15 protein-coding genes and 2 pseudogenes are annotated in these 19,279 nt (G+C 73.6%); 9 read left to right on the plus strand and 8 right to left on the minus strand.

The features are described 5' to 3' along the window. Positions 1-270: 270 nt before the first annotated feature. The 3 genes from AB0P17_RS17580 to AB0P17_RS17590 all read right to left on the minus strand — a co-directional run bounded on the left by AB0P17_RS17580 (position 271) and on the right by AB0P17_RS17590 (position 2,762). Complete coding sequence (locus AB0P17_RS17580) at positions 271-1,467, minus strand: epoxide hydrolase family protein (protein ID WP_365811857.1); 1,197 nt, start codon at positions 1,465-1,467, stop codon at positions 271-273. Beyond that, positions 1,464-1,967 carry a hypothetical protein gene (locus AB0P17_RS17585; RefSeq protein ID WP_365811860.1) on the minus strand — a complete coding sequence of 168 codons (504 nt, stop codon included), beginning with the start codon at positions 1,965-1,967 and terminating at the stop codon, positions 1,464-1,466. The genes AB0P17_RS17580 and AB0P17_RS17585 overlap by 4 nt, the downstream gene beginning before the upstream one ends. A 195-nt stretch (positions 1,968-2,162) precedes the next feature. Further along, on the minus strand, positions 2,163-2,762 hold the full coding sequence (locus AB0P17_RS17590) for a TetR/AcrR family transcriptional regulator (RefSeq protein ID WP_365811862.1): 600 nt from the start codon (positions 2,760-2,762) through the stop codon (positions 2,163-2,165). A 171-nt stretch (positions 2,763-2,933) separates the two neighbouring features. Here AB0P17_RS17590 and AB0P17_RS17595 point away from each other — a divergent pair, with 171 nt between their 5' ends. The 4 genes from AB0P17_RS17595 (at position 2,934) to AB0P17_RS17610 (ending at position 7,630) form a co-directional block, all read left to right on the plus strand. Continuing rightward, positions 2,934-4,181, plus strand: coding sequence for a DMT family transporter (locus AB0P17_RS17595; protein ID WP_365811864.1), 1,248 nt, complete (start codon positions 2,934-2,936; stop codon positions 4,179-4,181). A 120-nt stretch (positions 4,182-4,301) separates the two neighbouring features. Next, the gene (gene tdh, locus AB0P17_RS17600) at positions 4,302-5,336 is read left to right on the plus strand and encodes an L-threonine 3-dehydrogenase (RefSeq protein ID WP_365811865.1); all 1,035 of its coding nucleotides are present in this window, start codon (positions 4,302-4,304) and stop codon (positions 5,334-5,336) included. Positions 5,337-5,483: 147 nt separating this feature from the next. After that, the gene (locus AB0P17_RS17605) at positions 5,484-6,683 is read left to right on the plus strand and encodes a glycine C-acetyltransferase (protein WP_365811866.1); all 1,200 of its coding nucleotides are present in this window, start codon (positions 5,484-5,486) and stop codon (positions 6,681-6,683) included. 32 nt (positions 6,684-6,715) lie between these two features. Beyond that, positions 6,716-7,630, plus strand: a complete 915-nt coding sequence (locus AB0P17_RS17610) for a LysR substrate-binding domain-containing protein (protein ID WP_365811868.1) — start codon at positions 6,716-6,718, stop codon at positions 7,628-7,630. 22 nt (positions 7,631-7,652) lie between these two features. Here the strand turns inward: AB0P17_RS17610 and AB0P17_RS17615 are convergent, their stop codons facing one another. After that, positions 7,653-8,918: a hypothetical protein gene (locus AB0P17_RS17615; RefSeq protein ID WP_365811870.1), complete on the minus strand. Its 1,266-nt coding sequence runs from the start codon at positions 8,916-8,918 to the stop codon at positions 7,653-7,655. Between the two features lie 162 nt (positions 8,919-9,080). Next, positions 9,081-10,556, minus strand: coding sequence for a xylulokinase (xylB, locus tag AB0P17_RS17620; RefSeq protein WP_365811872.1), 1,476 nt, complete (start codon positions 10,554-10,556; stop codon positions 9,081-9,083). 242 nt (positions 10,557-10,798) lie between these two features. Here xylB and xylA point away from each other — a divergent pair, with 242 nt between their 5' ends. Beyond that, positions 10,799-11,968 (plus strand): xylose isomerase, encoded by a 1,170-nt coding sequence (gene xylA, locus AB0P17_RS17625; protein ID WP_365811873.1) that lies wholly within the window; start codon positions 10,799-10,801, stop codon positions 11,966-11,968. A gap of 214 nt (positions 11,969-12,182) precedes the next feature. Here xylA and AB0P17_RS17630 read toward each other — a convergent pair. Further along, positions 12,183-13,400, minus strand: a pseudogene (locus tag AB0P17_RS17630) (ROK family protein); the annotation flags it as partial. Positions 13,401-13,597: 197 nt separating this feature from the next. Between AB0P17_RS17630 and AB0P17_RS17635 the strand changes: the two are divergent. Then, on the plus strand, positions 13,598-15,736 hold the full coding sequence (locus AB0P17_RS17635; RefSeq protein ID WP_365812016.1) for an alpha-galactosidase: 2,139 nt from the start codon (positions 13,598-13,600) through the stop codon (positions 15,734-15,736). A gap of 105 nt (positions 15,737-15,841) precedes the next feature. Beyond that, complete coding sequence (locus AB0P17_RS17640; protein ID WP_365811875.1) at positions 15,842-16,600, plus strand: glucose 1-dehydrogenase; 759 nt, start codon at positions 15,842-15,844, stop codon at positions 16,598-16,600. A gap of 276 nt (positions 16,601-16,876) precedes the next feature. Here the strand turns inward: AB0P17_RS17640 and AB0P17_RS17645 are convergent, their stop codons facing one another. Further along, positions 16,877-17,326, minus strand: coding sequence for a hypothetical protein (locus AB0P17_RS17645; protein ID WP_365812018.1), 450 nt, complete (start codon positions 17,324-17,326; stop codon positions 16,877-16,879). 158 nt (positions 17,327-17,484) lie between these two features. Beyond that, a pseudogene (locus AB0P17_RS17650) lies at positions 17,485-17,937 on the minus strand (ATP-binding protein); the annotation flags it as partial. A 209-nt stretch (positions 17,938-18,146) separates the two neighbouring features. Here AB0P17_RS17650 and AB0P17_RS17655 point away from each other — a divergent pair. Beyond that, the gene (locus AB0P17_RS17655) at positions 18,147-19,010 is read left to right on the plus strand and encodes a helix-turn-helix transcriptional regulator (RefSeq protein ID WP_365811876.1); all 864 of its coding nucleotides are present in this window, start codon (positions 18,147-18,149) and stop codon (positions 19,008-19,010) included. Next, complete coding sequence (locus AB0P17_RS17660) at positions 19,011-19,247, plus strand: DUF397 domain-containing protein (RefSeq protein WP_365811877.1); 237 nt, start codon at positions 19,011-19,013, stop codon at positions 19,245-19,247. Positions 19,248-19,279: the final 32 nt, after the last annotated feature.

Below are 19,279 nucleotides of genomic sequence, written 5' to 3' on the forward strand. Positions count from 1 at the left end.
GATCAAGCTGGTCCGGATTCCGGTAAGCCCGTCGGGGAAGCGGTTCACGCCCCCCTGATACGGACTTCCCCGCGCCGTCGCGCGCCTTCATCCGCCTCCTCACCCCACCCCGGCCGGAGCCCATGGCGGGGTCCCCGACGGTGATTTCGTCACGGCCCGTGTCCGGACCGTACCGGATCCGGAGGTTTCCGGATCGGGGACAGTACGTCAATGAACGGTCCTGCGAGGAGACGGACGCACCCGGTCTGTCTCCGCACCGCCGGGCCGGGTTCAGCACCGCGCGCGGAAGCGGCGGAAGAAGGCCCGGACGTCGTCGACGAAGAGCCCGGGCTGCTCCAGCGCGGCGAAGTGGCCGCCGCGGTCGAACTCCGTCCAGTGGACGACGGGGTGGTGCCGCTCGGCGAGCCGCCGGACCGGACGCGCGAGATCCCCGCCGAAGACCGCGACCCCGGTCGGCGTGGGGTACGGCTCGCGCGCGGAACCGGACGGGGTGCGGGTGTGCGGGGCGTGGGCGTGTTCCCAGTACAGCCGCGCCGATGAACTCGCCGTACGGGAGAGCCAGTAGAGCATCACATTGGTCAGCAGCCGGTCGCGCGGCACCGCCTCCTCCGGCACCTCCGCCGAGTCCGTCCACTCCCCGAACTTCTCCACGATCCAGGCGAGCTGGCCGACCGGCGAGTCGGTGAGCGCGTAACCGAGGGTCTGCGGCCGGGTGCTCTGGAGCTGTGCGTACCCCGACATCTCGGCGTACGCGGCGGACGTACGGCGCAGTCGTTCCCGGTCGTCGTCGCCGAGCGCGGCGGCCACGGCCGGGTCGTCGGGCGGCGGGGTCAGCAGGGTGTTGACGTGGACGCCGACCACATGGGCCGCGTCGATACGGCCCAGTTCGAGGGTGATCGCATGCCCCCAGTCACCGCCCTGCGCGCCGTACCGATCATGACCGAGCCGCCGCATCAGCTCGGCCCACGCCCGGGCGATGCGGCGTACCTCCCACCCGGGGCCGGTGGTCGGGCCGGACAGCCCGTAGCCGGGGAGGGAGGGGATCACGAGATGGAAGGCGTCGCCGTGGGCCGATGCCGGCGGATCGGTCAGCGGGCCGATCACATCGAGGAACTCGACGACGGAGCCCGGCCAGCCGTGGGTGAGCAGCAGCGGGAGCGCGTCGGGCCGGGGCGAGCGGATGTGCAGGAAGTGGACGGTGGCGCCGTCGATCGTGGTGGTGAACTGCGGGAAGCCGTTGAGCTCGGCCTCCTGGGCGCGCCAGTCGTAGCCGTCGGCCCAGTACGCGGCCAGCTCCCGGAGGTAGGGGAGCGGGACGCCCTGGGACCAGCCGGCACCGGTGGCCGCGGCGGGCCAGCGGGTCACCGCCAGCCGGGCGGCGAGATCGTCCAGCTCCGGCTGCGGTACGGCGAGGGTGAAGGGGGTGAGCACGCCGGGGCCGGGGGAGGCGGGGGCGGGGTCGGTCATGCGCGGTTCCCGTCGTCGTCCCGGGCGCTGTCCCGGTCGTTGTGCCGGCGGCCGTCCTGTGGGTCGGTGTCGTCCTGCGCGTCGTCCGGGGCACCGGCGAGGGCCCGGGCGGCGGCGATCTCCGTGTCGTCCCAGCCGATCGCGCCGGTCCGTGGCCGCCGGCCGTCCTGCTCGTCGATCCAGCGGTTGTGCGCCTCCCAGGCGGCCTGTTTGCTGGTGCCCAGAGCCGCTCCGATCCGGGACCAGGACGCGCCGGCGCGGCGCGCCGACCGGACGGAGAGCTGGCGTCCGTACGCCGCCTTGCGGGCGATCAGCTCGCTCAGCGCCAGCAGCTCCAGCGTCTCGTCGCGGGTCAGCGCGGCGCTGTCATCCGTTTCGGCGCCGTCAGCCATGTCAGCGGTGGCGGGGGCGTACAGCGACTCGCGGGTGCGCAGCTCGTCGTAGCGCCCGACGGCGGTACGCAGGGTGAAGCGTCTCTCCAGCTCCTCCGGGGTGGACATGGGCCGAGTCTTCCGTCAGGGCAGCTTGACGTCAAGGCTCCTTGACGGCGTGTCCGCGCCGTGCCGTTGAGGGTCCGGACATGACGGTGGGCCCCTCCCGTGGAAGGGGCCCACCGTCAGGGGGTGCGCCGCGCCCGTCCCCACGGTGCGGCGCGGGCGGACCGTCGTCATCCGCTCGGAACGACGGTCCGCCGGTCAGGGGTGTGCGCCGGTCCGCAGACCGAGCGCCGGAAAGACCGAGGCCTCCAGGAAGCGCGTGAGATAAGCCTCATCCGCGTACCGCCCCTCCATCGTCGGCCGCGCGCGCGTCACGCCGATGAGCTGGGCTGCCACGAACTCGGCGGCGGGGTGGTCCGCCGCCAGCTCACCCCGGGCCACGGCGCGCTCCAGCATGGCGTCGATGGCCGCGATCTCCGGTTCGATGAGGGCTTCCCGCAGCGCCAGCAGCAGTTCCGGGTTCTGGAACGCGGCATGGCTCAGTGCGTGCAGCAGCGCCGTGTCGCGTCCCGCGCCGACCGCCGCCACGCGGACCGCCGCCCTCAAGTCCCCCTCCAGCGTACCGGTGTCGACATCGGCGAGCTTGACGCAGCGCGTACCGCGCAGCGCGGCGGCGACGAGCTGCGGCTTGGTGCGCCACTGCCGGTAGAGCGTGGACTTGCCGCAGCGGGAGCGGGCGGCGACGCCTTCCATGGTCAGTGCGTCATAGCCGCTCTCGCTGAGTACGTCGAGAGCCGCCTCGTACAACTCCAGTTCGCGTTCCGGGGTGATTTTGGAGCGGCGCTGGGGCGTCGTCATCGTCTCTCCTCGCCTCTGGCACTCGGCGTCGGTACGGCAGTGTACCGATACGCCAGTGTACCGAAACGGATGCGTATCGGTACACTGGCGTATCGATACGGCGGGGTGCCGACCCCGCCGCCTGCCACCACGTCGTCCCAGGGCGCCGTGCCGTCCACGCAAGGGGGCCCGATGAGCGCCGAGATGGCCGTCGCGGTGGCGCTCTCCCTCGTCTCCGCCGTCGCCTACGCTTGCGCGGCCGTCGCGCAGGAACGTCTCGCCGCCCGTACGGAGCCGGGAACACCCCTGGTCACGCTGTTGCGCCGGGGTGCCTGGTGGACGGCCGTCGGGCTGAACGCGACCGGCGCGCTGCTCCATGTCGTGGCGCTGACGTACGGCCCGCTCACGGTGGTCCAGCCGCTGGGCGCGCTCACCCTCGTCGCCGCCGTGCCGCTGGGCGCCCGCCGCGCGGGGCGGCGGGTCAGCCGGGGCGAGTGGCGCGGTACGGCGCTCACCCTGGCCGGCCTCGCGGTCATCCTGCTGACGGCCGCCGGCGCGGCCCCCGAGCGGACGCTGACCCTGCCACAGGCGCTGGCGGTCGCGGGCGTCGCGATGGCCCTGGTCGCGCTGTTGACCAGGCCGGGAGCCCGCCCGGGGCTCCGTCACGCGGCGGCCTCCGGGATCATCTCCGGCGTCGCCTCCGCCCTCACCCAGACAGTCACCGTCGCCGCCACGGAGCTCGATGGGGCCACCGGCGCGCTGCCGCTCTGGCAGGTGGGCGCGGTGGCCCTGGTCGTCGCGGCCTTCGCCTCGGCCGGGCTGCTGCTCTCGCAGACGGCCTACCGGGGCGGCCTGGGGGCGCCGCTCGCGGTGCTGACCCTGGCCAATCCGGTCGCCGCGTCCGTCATAGGGCTGGTGCTGCTGGGCGAAGGGCTCCAGGGCGGCACACCCGGGATCGCCGCGGCGCTCGTGGGCGCCGTGGTCGCGGCGCGCGGAGTGGTCCTGCTCACGCGGACGGCCGCGGTGGGCGGACCCGCGGCGGACACTTTTGAACCGGGCACTCTCGTACCGGACACCCCCGAATCGGGTGCCCTTGTGCCGGATGTCCTCGTGCCGGGCGCCCTCGTACCGGACGTCCGTGGTGCGGAGGACACCGCCCGGGCGGCCCCCGCAGCCGCGCCCGCAACCGCGACCGCGACCGCCCCCACCCGCGTCCGCCGTGGCGGGCGCCGCCGCCTGGGCCGGAGGGGCGGCACCACCCGAACGGCCTTGTCCCGGCGCGCGGTCTGCCCCGTACCCTCGCGCACGCCTTCGTGCTCCGAGGCGCCCGCCGCGCACGCCCCCGTACCGGACGGCCTGGAAGAAGCCGAGGTCAGCGCGGTCGACGGGCGCGTGCCACGCCAACGTCGGCTGCTGCGGCGCTCCCGGGCCGCCGCGTGACGTCCGTGTGAAGCTGCGCTGTGGACCCGCTTAAGAAATCCTCGATGGACCGGAGCGGCCCGGGTCGGCACATTGGAGTCGATCACCGTCCAGCACCATCACCCCCGGGAGCGGCGCCCCATGAAGGCACTTGTGAAACAGAAGGCCGAGCCGGGGTTGTGGCTCATGGACGTACCCGAGCCGGAGACCGGCGACGGCGACGTGCTCATCAAGGTCGCCCGTACCGGCATCTGCGGCACCGATCTGCACATCCGGTCCTGGGACGGCTGGGCCCGCGGGGCCGTCACGGCGCCCCGTGTCCTCGGCCACGAGTTCGTCGGTGAGGTGGTCGCCGTCGGCGCCGCCGTACGGGAGATCGCCGTCGGAGATCTCGTCAGCGGCGAGGGGCATCTCGTCTGCGGCACCTGCCGCAACTGCCTCGCGGGCCGGCGTCACCTCTGCCGCAGCACGGTCGGCCTCGGCGTCGGCCGGGACGGCGCGTTCGCGGAGTACGTCGCGCTGCCCGCCTCCAACGTCTGGGTCCACCGCTCCGACGTGGACCTCGACGTCGCCGCGATCTTCGACCCCTTCGGCAACGCCGTGCACACCGCGCTCTCCTTCCCGCTCGTCGGCGAGGACGTGCTCATCACCGGCGCGGGCCCCATCGGGATCATGGCCGCCGCGGTCGCCCGGCACGCCGGGGCGCGCAATGTCGCCATCACCGACGTCAGCCCGTACCGCCTCGAACTGGCACGCAAGGCCGGCGCCACCCTCGCCCTCGACGTCTCCGCCCCCGGCACCGGCATCGCCGAGGCACAGCGCCGTCTCGGCCTCAAGGAGGGCTTCGACATCGGCCTGGAGATGTCCGGCCGGCCCGAGGCGCTGCGCGACATGGTCGACAACATGACGCACGGCGGCCGGATCGCGATGCTGGGCCTGCCCGCCGAGGAGTTCGCGATCGACTGGTCGAAGATCGTCACCTCGATGATCACGGTCAAGGGCATCTACGGCCGCGAGATGTTCGAGACCTGGTACGCGATGTCCGTGCTGCTCGAAGGCGGGCTCGACCTCACCCCCGTCATCACCGGCAGCTACGGATACGAGGAGTTCGACGCCGCGTTCGACGAGGCGGCGACCGCCCGCAGCGGCAAGATCATCCTCGACTGGACCCGCTGAACCCCGGTCCTCGCCCCGCCCACGGGCCGGAAGCACGCGGAAGCGTGCGCACGCCCGCCAGTAGTCGCAGTAGCGGCAGTAGCGGCAGTAGCCGCAGTAGTCGCAGTAGCCGCAGAAGCCCACAGAACGAACGCACAGGGAGCCCCCATGTACGGGTCCGTCCGGGACGATCTGTCCGCCACCCTCGACGACATCCGCGCCGCCGGCCTCTTCAAGCCCGAGCGTGTGATCTCCACCCCGCAGAGCGCCTCCGTCGCCGTCGCCGAGGGCGGCGCGCCCGGCGACGTACTCAACTTCTGCGCCAACAACTACCTCGGCCTCGCCGACCACCCCGAGGTCGTCGCCGCCGCCAAGGACGCGCTCGACCGCTGGGGCTACGGCATGGCCTCCGTACGGTTCATCTGCGGCACCCAGGAGATCCACAAGGAGCTGGAGCGGCGGCTGTCCGCGTTCCTCGGCCAGGAGGACACGATCCTCTACTCCTCCTGCTTCGACGCCAACGGAGGCGTCTTCGAGACCCTGCTCGGCCCGGAGGACGCCGTCATCTCCGACGCCCTCAACCACGCCAGCATCATCGACGGCATCCGGCTCTCCAAGGCCCGCCGCCTGCGCTACGCCAACCGCGACCTCGCCGAGCTGGAGACCCGGCTCAAGGAGACGCAGGACGCCAGGCGCCGGCTCATCGTCACGGACGGCGTCTTCTCCATGGACGGGTACGTCGCCCCGCTCGCCGAGATCTGCGACCTCGCCGACCGCTACGACGCGCTGGTCATGGTCGACGACTCGCACGCCGTGGGGTTCGTCGGCCCCGGTGGCCGCGGCACGCCCGAGCTGCACGGCGTGCTGGACCGCGTCGACATCCTCACCGGCACGCTCGGCAAGGCGCTCGGCGGCGCCTCCGGCGGCTATGTCGCCGCGCGCGCCGAGATCGTCGCGCTGCTGCGTCAGCGCTCCCGGCCGTATCTCTTCTCCAACTCCCTCGCCCCGGTCATCGCCGCCGCCTCCATCAAGGTGCTCGACCTGCTGGAGAGCGCGGGCGGGCTGCGGGAGCGGCTGAACGCCAACACCCGGCTCTTCCGTACGAAGATGACCGAGGCCGGTTTCGAGGTACTGCCCGGCGACCACGCCATCGCCCCGGTCATGATCGGCGACGCCGCGGCGGCCGGCCGGATGGCGGAGCTGCTGCTGGAGCGCGGCGTGTACGTGATCGGCTTCTCGTACCCCGTGGTGCCGATGGACCGCGCCCGGATCAGGGTGCAGCTCTCGGCCGCGCACTCCACCGAGGACGTGGAGCGGGCGGTCCGGGCGTTCGTGGACGCGCGGGAGGCCATGGGGAACGAGGACTGACGGTGCCCGGGCGACCTGGCAGGATGGCGAGTGTGATCGACCCCCGCCGGCTGCGCGTCCTGCGGGCCGTCGCGGAGCACCGTACGGTGACCGCCGCGGCCGCCGCCCTCTACCTCACCCCCTCGGCCGTCTCCCAGCAGCTCGCCGCGCTGGAGCAGGAGACCGGCCACGCCCTGCTGACGCGCAGCGGCCGGGGCGTGCGGCTGACCGCCGCCGGGGACATCCTGCTCGCCCACACCCACCAGGTCCTCGCGCAGCTCGAACGCGCCGAGGCGGAACTGGCCGCGTACGCGGGCGGCACGGCCGGTGAGGTCACGGTCGCCGCGTTCGCCACCGGCATCGCGGAGGTGCTCGCCCCGGCGCTGCGGCAGCTCGCCGGGGCCCATCCCGACATCCGGGTCCGGGTCCGGGACGCCGAGGGCGACGAGAGTCTGCCGCTGGTGCTCGACGGGGAGGCGGACGTCGCCGTGGCGGTCGAGTACCGGGGCGCCCCGCGCGAGGACGATCTGCGGCTCTCGCGCGTGGCGCTGTACGCGGAGCCCTTCGACGCGGTGCTCCCCGCCGCCCATCCGCTGAGCCTCGGCGCGGAGGTCACCCTCGACGGTCTCGCCGACAGCGACTGGATCGGCCCCTACCCCGGCAACCCCTGCCACGACGTCATACAGCTCGCCTGCGAACTGGCCGGCTTCCAGCCCCGCCTGGCGCACTCCTCGGACGACTTCCGCGCGGTGGTCGCGCTCGCGGGCGCGGGCGCCGGGGTCGCGCTGGTACCGCGCTCGGCGCTGCGCGGCATGGAGCTGAAGGGCACGGTCGTACGCCCCGTGGCGGGCCCGGCCGCGACCCGCCGCGTCTTCGCCGCCGTACGCCGGGGAGCGGAGGAGCATCCGCTGATCCGGCCGGTGCTGGCGGCGCTGTCGCTGGCGGCGGCCGGGGTGGCGACGGGGTGAGAGCCTGTCGGTTCGCGGGGGTTCAGCCGAGCAGGACCAGCAGGAGCACCAGGACGGTCAGGGCGCCCGCCGCGGCCCCCGACGCGCGCAGCAGCAACAGCCGGGACGGTACGCGGGTGACGGTGAGGCCGCGCTCACCGGGGAGTACGTAGAAGACCCAGTTCGGCTGGTTCAGCAGCTTCAGCCGGGTCAGGCGCAGACTCCGGACGCTCACCTCGCGCGCGATCTCCCTGGGCTCGCGGGCGAGATGGCCTTCGAGGGAGCGGCGGTGGATCCGGTCGACGCCGTCCGGCACGGTGAACGGGTCGCTCCCCGCGGTGGTCAGCTCGGTCCAGCCGGCCGTGCGCGTGTCCAGTCGGTTACGGACCGCGCGGGGCCAGCTCTGCTTGGGCAGCGTCAGGGTGCGGACGGACGGCCTGCGCCGGACGACCCCCCGGACCCAGCGCACGAGGCTGCCCTTGCCGCCGCACTGCGCGTGGTCGATCCGGCGGGAGCCGTCGCACTCCTCGCAGCGTATGACGTTGCTGCCGCCGCATGTGGCGCAGGTGACGACGCCCCGGCCCCTGCAGCCGGCGCAGGCAGCCTCCTTGACGCGGCAGCGGGCACAGGTGGTCCTGGGCGGTGCCTCGCTCCGTTCGCTCCGGCGGGCCCGCGCGGCGGTGTCCGCCGGGGGCTTCCCGCCCGCCGGGGGCTTCCCGCCCGCCGGGGGCTTCCCGCCCGTCGCGGGCCTCCCGGTGCCCGGGCGCCGCGCCGGGCCTTCCCGGCGCGGCGGGTCCGGACAGTGGGTGCAGGAGCCGACGCCCAGGCAGTCCGGGCAGATGACCGTCTCCGGATCGGGGCACGGTCGCCTGCCCCTGCCCTGGCAGCCGGGACAGGCGATCCGGCCGTTGTCGCAGCTGCAGATGATCTCCTTGTCGGAGCCCTCGCGCACCAGCTCCAGCGTCAGCGTCTCGTGGGCGTCCGCCGGCGGCGCGAGGACATAGCTCCGCACGTCGTCCTGGTAGCGGGGGCGGCCGGACAGATCGAGCGGTCCGTGATGCTCGGCGTCCTCCTGCTCGCGGGTCTCGACACACCGTACGGTCCGGGCGCGCAGGAGCTGGTGCCGTTCGACCTCCCGGACGCGCTCGGCCAGTTCGCGGTGCGGATGGCGGGTCCGGCGGTTGCCGCCGCCGTACGCGAGGACGGCTTCGAGGAGCGCTTCCTCGGACGGCTCCCCGGCGGAGCGCGGCGGCTCGGCGCCGGCCGCCGCCTTCTCGTACGGCCCTTCCCCGGACGGTGCGTCGGACATGGCCGGTCCCCCTCCCCGACGCGGGCCGCGCCCGCACAGACCGCAGCGTAGAGGGGCGGCCGAGGCCCCCTCAAGGGGCGTGCGGGGGCGCTCGTCGGCGCGCACCGGGGCACGTCATGCCTGGCGTACGGGGGCGGGACGCGGGCCTCTCCCGACGGGCTCTCAGGACAGCAGGCTCGGCGCCGCCTTGTCCAGCACCGCGCCCACCCGCTCCCAGGTCTCCATGTCCCGCTCCACCGGCTCCAGTTCGGTCCCCGCGCCGGAGGCCCAGGAGGTCGCGACGGCCACCGGGTCCTCGCCCGTCGCCGCGCCCGCCGCCAGCGCCGCGGCGCCCAGGGCGACGAGTTCGCCGCCGGCCGGCACGATCAGCGGCCGGCCCGAGAGGCGCCGTACGGTCTCCACCCACATCCGGCCCTGCGCGCCGCCGCCGACCAGCCGCATCGGGCGGCCCGCCACCGCGGGGTCCGCCGGATCGAGCCCGCACGCGCGCAGCACCTCGTCCAGCGCGCGCAGCACCGTGACGGCCGCGCCCTCGTACGCGGCGCCGAGGAGCTGCTGCGGCGTGGTGTCGTGGCGCACCCCGGTCAGCAGCCCCGACGCGGCCGGCAGGTCCGGGGTGCGCTCCCCGTCGAGGTACGGCAGGACGACGGCCTCGCCGCCCGGCACCGCGTCCTCCCGGTCGAGCCGGAACAGCGCGGCCATCTTGTCCACGGCCAGGGTGCAGTTGAGGGTGCAGGCCAGGGGCAGATAGGTGCCGTCGGCCGCGGCGAATCCCGCGAGCGCGGGGGAGCCGGGGCGGGTACGGGTGGCGGCGAAGACCGTGCCCGAGGTGCCCAGGGAGAGCACCGGGTGGTCGAGCAGGCCCGCGCCCCCGAGGCCCAGGCCGACGGCCGCGCTCATGTTGTCGCCGGTGCCCGCGGCGACCGCGACCCCGGCGGGCAGGCCGAGTTCGGCCGCCGCCCCGGCCGTCAGCGAGCCGACCCGGGTGGCCCCGGTGGGCGCGACGGCGGGCAGCAGGGCGGGGTCGAGACCGAGCAGGGCCAGCAGCTCCTCGTCGTACCCGCCGGTCGCCGTCGAGTACCAGCAGGTCCCCGAGGCGTCGCCCGGATCCGTCGCCGCGGTCCCCGAGAGGCGCTCGGTGAGGAAGTCGTGGGGGAGCCTGACGGCCGCGGCGGCCCGGGCGACCGCGGCGTCGTTCTCGCGCAGCCACTGCCACTTCGAGGCCGTCATCGAGGCCACCGGCACCGAGCCCGTACGCGCCGTCCAGGCGTCCGGGCCGCCCAGCGCCTCGGTGAGCGCGGCGGCCTGCGGGGCCGAGCGGGTGTCGTTCCACAGCAGCGCCGGGCGCAGCGGCCGGCCGCCGCGGTCCAGCACCACCAGGCCGTGCTGCTGTCCCGCGACCGCGATGCCGGTCACGGCCGCCGGGTCCGTACCGGACTCCTTCAGCCCGGCCGCCACCGCCTCGCGCAGCGCGTCCCACCACACCTCGGGGTCGCTCTCGCGCGCCCCGCCCTCGCCGGTCACCCGGTGCGGCGCGCGGCCCACGGCGAGCAGCCGGCCGGTGGCGGCGTCGGTGAAGGCCGCTTTCGTGGACTGGGTGGAGCTGTCCACGCCGATCACGACCGGGCTCTGCGACATGGGCGTTCCTCTTCCGAGCAGCGGTTTTGGACGTTGGGAGAACAAATTACGCGATGGCGCCGCGCACGGGAACCGTCCCGCCGATCATCGCCCCGGCGGGGAGCCGGTGTCCTCGGTGGGCAGTGTGCGGGGATGCGGCGTGGGGCTTCTCCGCGCGGCGACCGGCATGCATTATTAGTCATGTCAGGAAACAAAAAGGTTTCGGCGCACGCCGGACCTGAGGTATCGAAGGCGGCCAGAGCATGACGGAACGCTTCACCCCCACCCCCGAGGACAAGTTCAGCTTCGGTCTCTGGACGGTGGGCTGGCAGGGCAGGGACCCGTTCGGGGAGGCGACGCGCCCGGCCCTCGACCCCGTCGAGTCGGTCCAGCGCCTCGCCGATCTCGGCGCGTACGGCGTGACGTTCCACGACGACGACCTGATCCCGTTCGGCTCCTCCGACACGAAGCGCGAGGCGCACGTCAAGCGCTTCCGGCAGGCGCTGGACGCGACCGGGATCGTGACCTCCATGGTCACCACCAACCTCTTCACCCACCCCGTCTTCAAGGACGGCGCCTTCACCGCGAACGACCGCGACGTCCGCCGCTACGCGCTGCGCAAGACCCTGCGCAACATCGACCTCGCCGCCGAACTGGGGGCCAGGACCTTCGTGGCCTGGGGCGGGCGTGAGGGCGCCGAGTCGGGCGGCGCCAAGGACGTACGGGCCGCGCTCGACCGGATGAAGGAGGCCTTCGACCTGTTCGGCGATTACGTCACGGAGCAGGGATACGACCTGCGCTTCGCCATCGAGCCCAAGCCGAACGAGCCGCGCGGCGACATCCTGCTGCCCACCGTCGGCCACGCCCTGGCCTTCATCGAACAGCTGGAGCGCCCCGAGCTGTTCGGGGTGAACCCGGAGGTCGGCCACGAGCAGATGGCGGGGCTGAACTTCCCGCACTCCATCGCCCAGGCCCTGTGGGCGGACAAGCTGTACCACATCGACCTCAACGGCCAGAACGGCATCAAGTACGACCAGGACCTGCGCTTCGGCGCCGGTGACGTCCGGGCCGCCTTCTGGCTGGTGGACCTGCTGGAGAGCGCGGGCTGGGACGGCACCAGGCACTTCGACTTCAAGCCGCCGCGCACGGAGGACTTCGACGGGGTCTGGGCCTCCGCCGCGGGCTGCATGCGCAACTACCTGATCCTCAAGGAGCGCGCCGCCGCCTTCCGCGCCGACCCGCTGGTCCAGGAGGCGCTGCGCGCCTCGCGCGTGGACGAGCTGGCACAGCCGTCGGCCGCCGACGGGGTGGCCGGACTGCTGGCGGACCGCGCCGCGTACGAGGAGTTCGACGTCGATGCGGCCGCGGCGCGCGGGATGGCGTTCGAGCACCTGGACCAGCTCGCCATGGACCACCTGCTCGGGGCGCGCTGACCTGGAGGACCGGGGCGCGCCGACCCGGAGGACGGCCGGGGCGCGCGGACGCCGGGCGGATCCCCGCGGGGGCTGTCCGGCGTCAGCCGTTCCCGGCCCCGTTGACAGTCCCGTCGGCCCCGTCGGTCTCGTGGGGCGTCCGTGGCGCCCGGTCCGTCCCGCCCGTGCCGACCGCCCCGCCGTGCTCCGTACCGCCCGGCCGGTCGCGTCGTACGTACGCCACCGGGTCGGCCAGGACCTCCCGTACCACCAGGGCCGCGCCGCCGCGCGCCGCGTCGCCCGCCGAGGAGGACGCGCGCAGCCGTCCGCTGCCGGGCGGCCACAGGCCCGACACCACGCGGGCCGTCAGTTCCCGGTCCGCCGCGGGGGAGAGCCAGGGCATCAGCTCGCGGTAGATCCCGCCGAGCACGACCGCGTCCGGGTCGACCAGGTTCACCGCGCCCGACAGCACCCGGCCGAGCATCGTGCCGGCCCGCTCGACCGCCGCCACGGCCGCCCGGTCGCCGTGGCGCGCCCGGCGCTCCAGCTCCGCCACACCCGGCACCCCGGCGTCCTCGTCGATGCCCGCCGCCCGCAGCAGCGCCGACTGGCCCGCGTACTGCTCCAGGCACCCCCGGGCGCCGCACCGGCACAGCGGTCCGTCCGCGTCGGCCACCACATGGCCGATCTCCCCGGCGAACCCGTGCGCCCCACGCAGCAGTTCACCGTCGAGCACCAGGGCGCCGCCGACGCCGATCTCACCGGTCAGGTAGAGGAACGTACGGAGCGGTCCCGGGCCGCCGAACCACAGCTCGGCCAGCGCCGCCAGATTGGCCTCGTTCTCCGAACTCACCGGCAGGCCGGGGGCCGTGGGGCGCAGCCCGGCCAGGGCGCGCGCGAACAGCGCCCGCGCCGGCACCTGGTTCCAGCCGAGGTTCGGCGCCTGGCGCACCGTGCCCCCCGACACCAGCCCCGGCAGGGCGAGTTGGACACCGACCGGGTGCAACTCCTGCTCGGCCGCGGATTCCAGGGTGCGCGCGGCTATCCGCGCGCCACGGGCCAGCACCTCGGCGGGCTCCGTCCCCCGGTTGTCGAGGTGCTCGGTCAGCCGTACCCGGTCGGTGCCGGACAGATCGACCACGCACACCGACACATAGTCGATATTGATCTCCACGCCGATGCCGGCGGGTCCCGAACGCGTCACCTTCAGTACGGTGCCAGGCCGCCCCGCCTGTCCGCTGAAGGTTTTGCCGGATTCGGTGAGGAATCCGTTCTCCAGCAACTGCTCGACGAGTGAGGAGACCGCCGCCCGGGTCAGCCCCACCCGCGCCGCCACCCCCGCCCGGGTCGTCTCGCCCTCGTCCCGTACCGCCCTCAGCACAAGGCTCAGATTGTGCCGGCGAACCGATTCTTTGTCGGCTTTGGGGCCTAGGGGGGTGTGATTACTGTTCATCTCGCGGACGAGCCTATGTGATCGGAATCGGCCGGAACGGGTCACCGGACAAGCGGGATGACTCGTTCCGGTCGGCAGTGCGATTAATTAGCAATTAATCTTGATGATTTCGCGGTCTCCCGGCACGCCGGGGCGGCCGAAAGAGGAGCAGCCACGTGACCACGCACGAACCCGACACCACGCACGAGCCCGACACCATGCACGAGTCCGACACCACAAGCGAGCCCGGCGGGACCCCGGACGGCCGGTGGATCCTGCGGACGGAGAACACGGCCTACGCCGTCGCGCTCGCCCCGGAGGGCCGGTGGGCCGAGCTGACGGCCTGGGGGCCGCACGGCGTGGAGAGCGGCCCCTCGCCGCTCGGCTGGTCGCGCCGTACGCACTTCGTCACCCCGGCCGACCTGGCGCCCGCCGAGTACATCCCGTCCGGGCTGCGGCCGTTCACCGGCGCCGACCTGATCGCCCAGCGCCCCGGCGAGGACCGCGGCGTGTGGTGGCGCTTCACCGGAGCCGCCCAGGACGGGGACCGGGCGCTGCGGCTCGGCTTCGCGGACGAGACCCTGGGGCTGGCGGTGACGCTCCACTACGAGAGCGTCCCGGGCACGGACGTCATCCTGCGCTGGGCCGAACTGGTCTGCACCGGCGAGGACGAGCTGCGCCTGGAGCGCTTCGACTCCGCCGCCGTGAACATCCCCGTGACGGGCGGCGCCCGGCTCACCTTCCTCACCGGCCAGTGGGCCCAGGAGTTCCAGCGCACCCAGCTCGAACTGACCCGCGGCCGCTTCGAGATGGCCAGCACCCAGGCCGTCCCCGGCCACGCGTACGCGCCCTGGCTCGCCGTCCAGGACGCCGCGCCGTCCGACGGGACCACCGGTGTCCCCACGTACGGCGTCGCCCTGGAATGGCCGGGGAACTGGCACATCACCACCGACGCGGAGCCCGGCGGCGCGGTCCGCGTCCGCGCCGGACGGCTGCCCCACGAGGGCGCGGTACGGCTCGCCCCCGGCGCATCCCTCACCACCCCGAAGCTCGCCTGCGCCTTCAGCCCGGACGGCCTCGACGGCCTCGCCCGGGTCTGGCACCGCTACGAGCGCGGGCTCACCGGCGGGCGGATGCACCGCACCCGCAAGGTCCTCTACAACTCGTGGGAGGCCACCGGGTTCGACGTCGACGCGGAGAGCCAGCTCGAACTGGCCCGGATCGCCGCGGACATGGGCGCCGAGCTCTTCGTCGTCGACGACGGCTGGTTCCCCGGCCGGGCCGACGACACCGGCGGCCTCGGCGACTGGCACCCCGACCCGGTGTCCTTCCCCGCCGGGTTCGACGACTTCGTCGGACGGGTCCGCGCCCTCGGGATGGACTTCGGCCTCTGGGTGGAGCCCGAGTGCGTCAGCCCCCGGTCCGAGCTGTACGCCCGGCACCCCGAGTGGGTCTACCGGGTCGAGGGCCGGCCCGCCCGGCTCGTCCGCAACCAGCTCCTGCTCGACCTCGGCCGCGCGGACGTCCAGGACTTCGTGCTCGCCACCTTCGACCGGCTCCTCGGCGACCACGCGATCAGCTACCTCAAGTGGGACATGAACCGTCCGCCGACCGAACGCGGCCGACCGGGCGCCGGCCCCGCCGAGCACCTCGACCTCGACGCCGCCCACGTCGCGGGCTACCTGCGCGTCCTCGACCACCTCCGCGCCCGCCACCCGCACGTCACCGTGGAAGGCTGCTCGGCGGGCGGCGGCCGGATCGAGCACGCCACCCTCGCCCGTACGGACGTGGTGTGGCCCAGCGACAACACCGCCCCGCTCGACCGGCTCGCCATCCAGTACGGCTATCTGCACGCCCACGCCCCGCACACCATGAGCTCCTGGGTCACCGACTCGCCCGGCCTCTTCGACCCGCGCCCCCGCTCGCTCGGCTTCCGCTTCGTCAACGCGAGCGCCGGTGTCCTCGGGATCGGCGCAGACATCCGCACCTGGAGCGCGGAGCGGCGCGCAGAGGCCGCCCGCTGGGTCGCCCGCTACAAGGAGGTCCGCGAGGTCGTCCACCACGGCGAGGCACGGCTGCTGAACACCCCCGCCGACGCCACCTGCGGCGTCCAGTACGAGGAGCCCGGCGGCGGCCGGATCGTCGTCACCGCCCTCAGTACCGGCCGGCTCGACGGGGCGCCGCTGGTCCCCGGCCGCCCGGCCAGGCTCCGGCTGCGCGGCGTGGACCCGGCGGCCCGGTACACCGACGCAGCGTCGGGCGAGACGTACAGCGGGGCCCATCTGACGCACTACGGGCTGCCGTTCGCGTGGAGCGCGGAGTACGACGCCGAACTCGTCGTGCTGGTACGGCAGTAGGCGGCGGGGAGGCGCCGTGGCACCGGACACCAGGTCGTAACCTCGGTGCTCAGTCTGCAGTGCACGTCCTCGAAGGCCAAGGAGTCGTACCGTCCCATGCGTCCCATGAACGGAACCGCCCGCTTCACCGACCGGGTCGCCGTCGTCACCGGCGCCGCCTCGGGCATCGGCGCCGCCACAGCGGAGCGCCTCGCCGCCGAGGGCGCCTCGGTGGTGATCGCCGACACCGACGCGGAGCGCGGCGTGCCCACCGCCGCCCGGATCCGCGAGGACGGCGGGCGGGCCGCGTTCGTCCTGGCCGACGTCTCCGAGGAGGACGGCTGGGACCGTATCGTCACCGCCGCCCACACCTTCGGTCCGGTGGACGTCCTGGTCGGCAACGCGTACACCGTGGAGGTCGCCGCGGCGCACGAGACGACCCTCGCCTCCTGGGAACGGCAGCTCGCCGTCAACCTCACCGGAGGGTTCCTCGGCTTCAAGGCCGTCCTGCCCGACCTGCGCGCCCGGCACGGCGCCGTGGTGCTCACCTCGTCCGTCCACGCGCACCACGGCATTCCGGGCCACCCCGCCTACGCCGCCGCCAAGGGCGCCCTGCTCTCGCTCTGCGCCCAGCTCGCCGTGGAGTACGGTCCTGAGGTACGGGTCAACGCGGTCCTGCCGGGGCCGATCCGCACCGCCGCCTGGGACCGGGTCCCGGAGGAGGAGCGGGCGCGCAGCGTCGCCGGGACCGCGGCGCGCCGCTTCGGCACCCCGGAGGAGGCCGCCGCGGCCATCGCCTTCCTCGCGGCCCCCGAGGCCTCGTACATCACCGGGGCGAACCTGGTCGTGGACGGCGGCTGGAGCGTCATGAAGGCATCCGCCTGAGGAGGGAGGCTGACCCGTACGGCGCCCGCGACACGATCGTGCACAGCTCCTCGCACCCCTACGGCCCGGTGCCCGGCCACCGGGCCGTCCTCGACGCCGTACGGGCGCGGGACGCGGGACGCGGGACGCGGCCGAGCGGGCGATGCGCGCCCTCCTCGACCAGTCGGTACGGGACCCGGACCGGGTGGACCGTGCCCCGGACGGTGGCACGCGCCGACGCGAGGGGGCTTCGGGCGGCGGACCGGCTCCTGGCCCGTCGGTTTTCGGCTCCCGGCGCTACCCGCGCTGCCGCGCCGGGCGCTGCGCGGGCACCGTACCCGTACCTGTGCCCGTACCCGTTCCGCCCGTGCCCGGGAAGGTGCCGGTACCGCCGTCGGCCCAGGCCGGGGCCGTCCCGCTGAGCTGGCAGACCATCAGGTAGAAGGGGATCGGCGGAGTGTACGGGGTGGCCGACTGCGGCCAGTGGATCAGCTTGGGGTGGCGCGCGGGCACCGTCGTACCGGCGACGTAGCGCGCCGGGGACGGCCAGGACAGATCGAGGTCGGAGCCCGCCGGGACGATCCACCACCACCAGTCGGTGTCCGCGAAGACACAGCCCGTCCTCGGCAGCCGCGCCATCAGCCGGAATCCGTGCTCCGCCGGCACGCCCACCGCGTCGCACCCCAGGACGGCCGGCAGGGTGGCCGGCAGGGGCAGCTCGGTCCCGCGCGGGGTGTCGTCACGCAGGCCGCGGGCCAGCCGCTGGAACGCCGTCCTCAGCACGGCGGCTCCGTTCCCCGCGCCGCCACCGCTCCGCGCGGCCGGTCGGCCCCCTGCGGCCGCTGTGCGGCGCCCTGCAGGGGCAGACCGGCTCCGTGCGGGGCCGTGTGCGGGGCCGTCGCCGGGTGCGGCAGTTCGGCCCACACGACCCGCCCGGGACCGTAACCCGATGTGTCGTGGGCTCCCCAGCCGCTGCACATCGAGTCGACGAGGAAGAGACCGCGCCCGCCCTCGCCCTCCGTCTCTCCTTCGGCCGTGCGGTGGAGCTGGGGCCCCGTCGGTCCGTATCCCTGGTCCTCCACGGCTATCCGCAGATGTCCGCCGCCTTCGCGTATCTCGCAGATGACACGGTTTCCCGCGGCGTGCACGATCGCGTTGGTCACGAGTTCGGAGACGACGAGGACCGCGGTGTCGCGGATCTCCTCGCCCAGGCCCCAGAGGACCAGGCGGTCCCGCGTGAGCTGTCTGGCCCGTCCGACGGACTCCGCGTGGGCCGGCAACTGGAACCCGTAGCGGCGGACGGCGTTGCCAGGGCACAGGGCTTTGAGCTGGGGGGTGAGCGCGTTACCAGGTGCCACGACCGATTCCTAACGGTGGGGGAGCAGCGGATGCGAGCAAGACCTCTCCCATGGCAGAGCGCGACAACCGCGTGAACTGGTTCACCGAATCACTCTCCACCCGCCGAGGACACTTGGCAAGTGGCACTCTGAAAAATTCAGAGTGCCATGTTCTTCGCCGGGGCGGCGTGGCAGACTGCTGGTAACCGTGCGTGGGAAGGACCCAAAAAGTGAGCGAACCGCGGTCCGCCCCGACCGTGGGCCAGGTCGTACTCGGCAGACGCCTGCAGGATCTGCGCGAGCGCCGTGGCCTGAGACGGGAGGAGGCCGCCAAGCTCCTGCGGGTGGCTCCGGCCACGATCCGCCGGATGGAGACGGCCGAAGTCGCGCTCAAGATTCCTTACGTACAGTTACTGCTCAGGGCGTACGGCGTGCCCGAGGAAGAGGCGGACGCCTTCGTCGAACTGACGGAGGAGGCGAACAAGCCCGGCTGGTGGCAGCGGTTCCACGACATCCTGCCGGACTGGTTCAGCATGTACGTCTCCCTGGAGGGCGCGGCGGCCCTCCTGAGGGCGTACGAGCCGCATTTCGTGCCAGGGCTGCTCCAGACCGAGGAGTACGCCCGTGCGGTCATGCACGCGGGGGCCGTGGGACAGGCCCAGCCGGAGGAGATCGAACGCCATGTGGCGCTCCGCATGGAAAGACAGTCGCTCCTGACGCGTGCCGACGCACCCAGATTCTGGGTGATCATGGACGAGACCGTGCTGCGACGCCCGGTCGGGGAGGACCCGCAGGTCATGCGGGCACAGATCGACAGGCTTCTCGAAGCCTCCGAGCTGACCAATGTGACCATCCAGATCGCGGAGTTCTCCAGTGGACATCACCCGGGTACCTACGGGCCGTTCGTCCTCTTCCGCTTTGCCGTACCTGAGCTGCCCGACATGGTTTACAGCGAGTACCTGACCGGTGCCGTCTACCTTGACGCACGTCCAGAAGTGGCCACCCACCTTGAGGTCATGGACCGGATGGCGGCCCAGGCCGCAACTGCACAACGCACGAAGGAGATCCTCAAGGATGTCCGCAAGGAGCTGTGAATGGACCCCATATACAACGGTATGCCCGCCGCCGACCTCGGTACGGAAGGCTGGCACAAGCCGTGGAGTGGCGGCAACGGCGGCAACTGCGTCGAGGCCATGAAGCTGGCCGACGGCAGGGTCGCCGTGCGCCAGTCCGCCGACCCCGGCGGTCCGGCGCTGATCTACACCATGAGTGAGATCGCCGCTTTCATCCAGGGCGCCAAGTCGGGACAGGCGGACTTCCTGCTCACCTGATCCGCCCCCGTACCGGGAGAGGCACGGGGGCG

Origin of the sequence: Streptomyces sp. NPDC088124, from assembly GCF_040685895.1 — a bacterium.
GTDB lineage: Bacteria > Actinomycetota > Actinomycetes > Streptomycetales > Streptomycetaceae > Streptomyces.

Coding starts and splice junctions, on each gene's coding strand:
- AB0P17_RS17635 (WP_365812016.1), top strand. CDS start 13,598: ATGCACGAGTCCGACACCACAAGCGAGCCCGGCGGGACCCCGGACGGC.
- xylA (WP_365811873.1), top strand. CDS start 10,799: ATGACGGAACGCTTCACCCCCACCCCCGAGGACAAGTTCAGCTTCGGT.
- AB0P17_RS17585 (WP_365811860.1), bottom strand. CDS start 1,967: ATGTCCACCCCGGAGGAGCTGGAGAGACGCTTCACCCTGCGTACCGCC.
- AB0P17_RS17590 (WP_365811862.1), bottom strand. CDS start 2,762: ATGACGACGCCCCAGCGCCGCTCCAAAATCACCCCGGAACGCGAACTG.
- AB0P17_RS17595 (WP_365811864.1), top strand. CDS start 2,934: ATGAGCGCCGAGATGGCCGTCGCGGTGGCGCTCTCCCTCGTCTCCGCC.
- AB0P17_RS17605 (WP_365811866.1), top strand. CDS start 5,484: ATGTACGGGTCCGTCCGGGACGATCTGTCCGCCACCCTCGACGACATC.
- tdh (WP_365811865.1), top strand. CDS start 4,302: ATGAAGGCACTTGTGAAACAGAAGGCCGAGCCGGGGTTGTGGCTCATG.
- AB0P17_RS17615 (WP_365811870.1), bottom strand. CDS start 8,918: ATGTCCGACGCACCGTCCGGGGAAGGGCCGTACGAGAAGGCGGCGGCC.
- AB0P17_RS17640 (WP_365811875.1), top strand. CDS start 15,842: ATGAACGGAACCGCCCGCTTCACCGACCGGGTCGCCGTCGTCACCGGC.
- AB0P17_RS17580 (WP_365811857.1), bottom strand. CDS start 1,467: ATGACCGACCCCGCCCCCGCCTCCCCCGGCCCCGGCGTGCTCACCCCC.
- AB0P17_RS17660 (WP_365811877.1), top strand. CDS start 19,011: ATGGACCCCATATACAACGGTATGCCCGCCGCCGACCTCGGTACGGAA.
- xylB (WP_365811872.1), bottom strand. CDS start 10,556: ATGTCGCAGAGCCCGGTCGTGATCGGCGTGGACAGCTCCACCCAGTCC.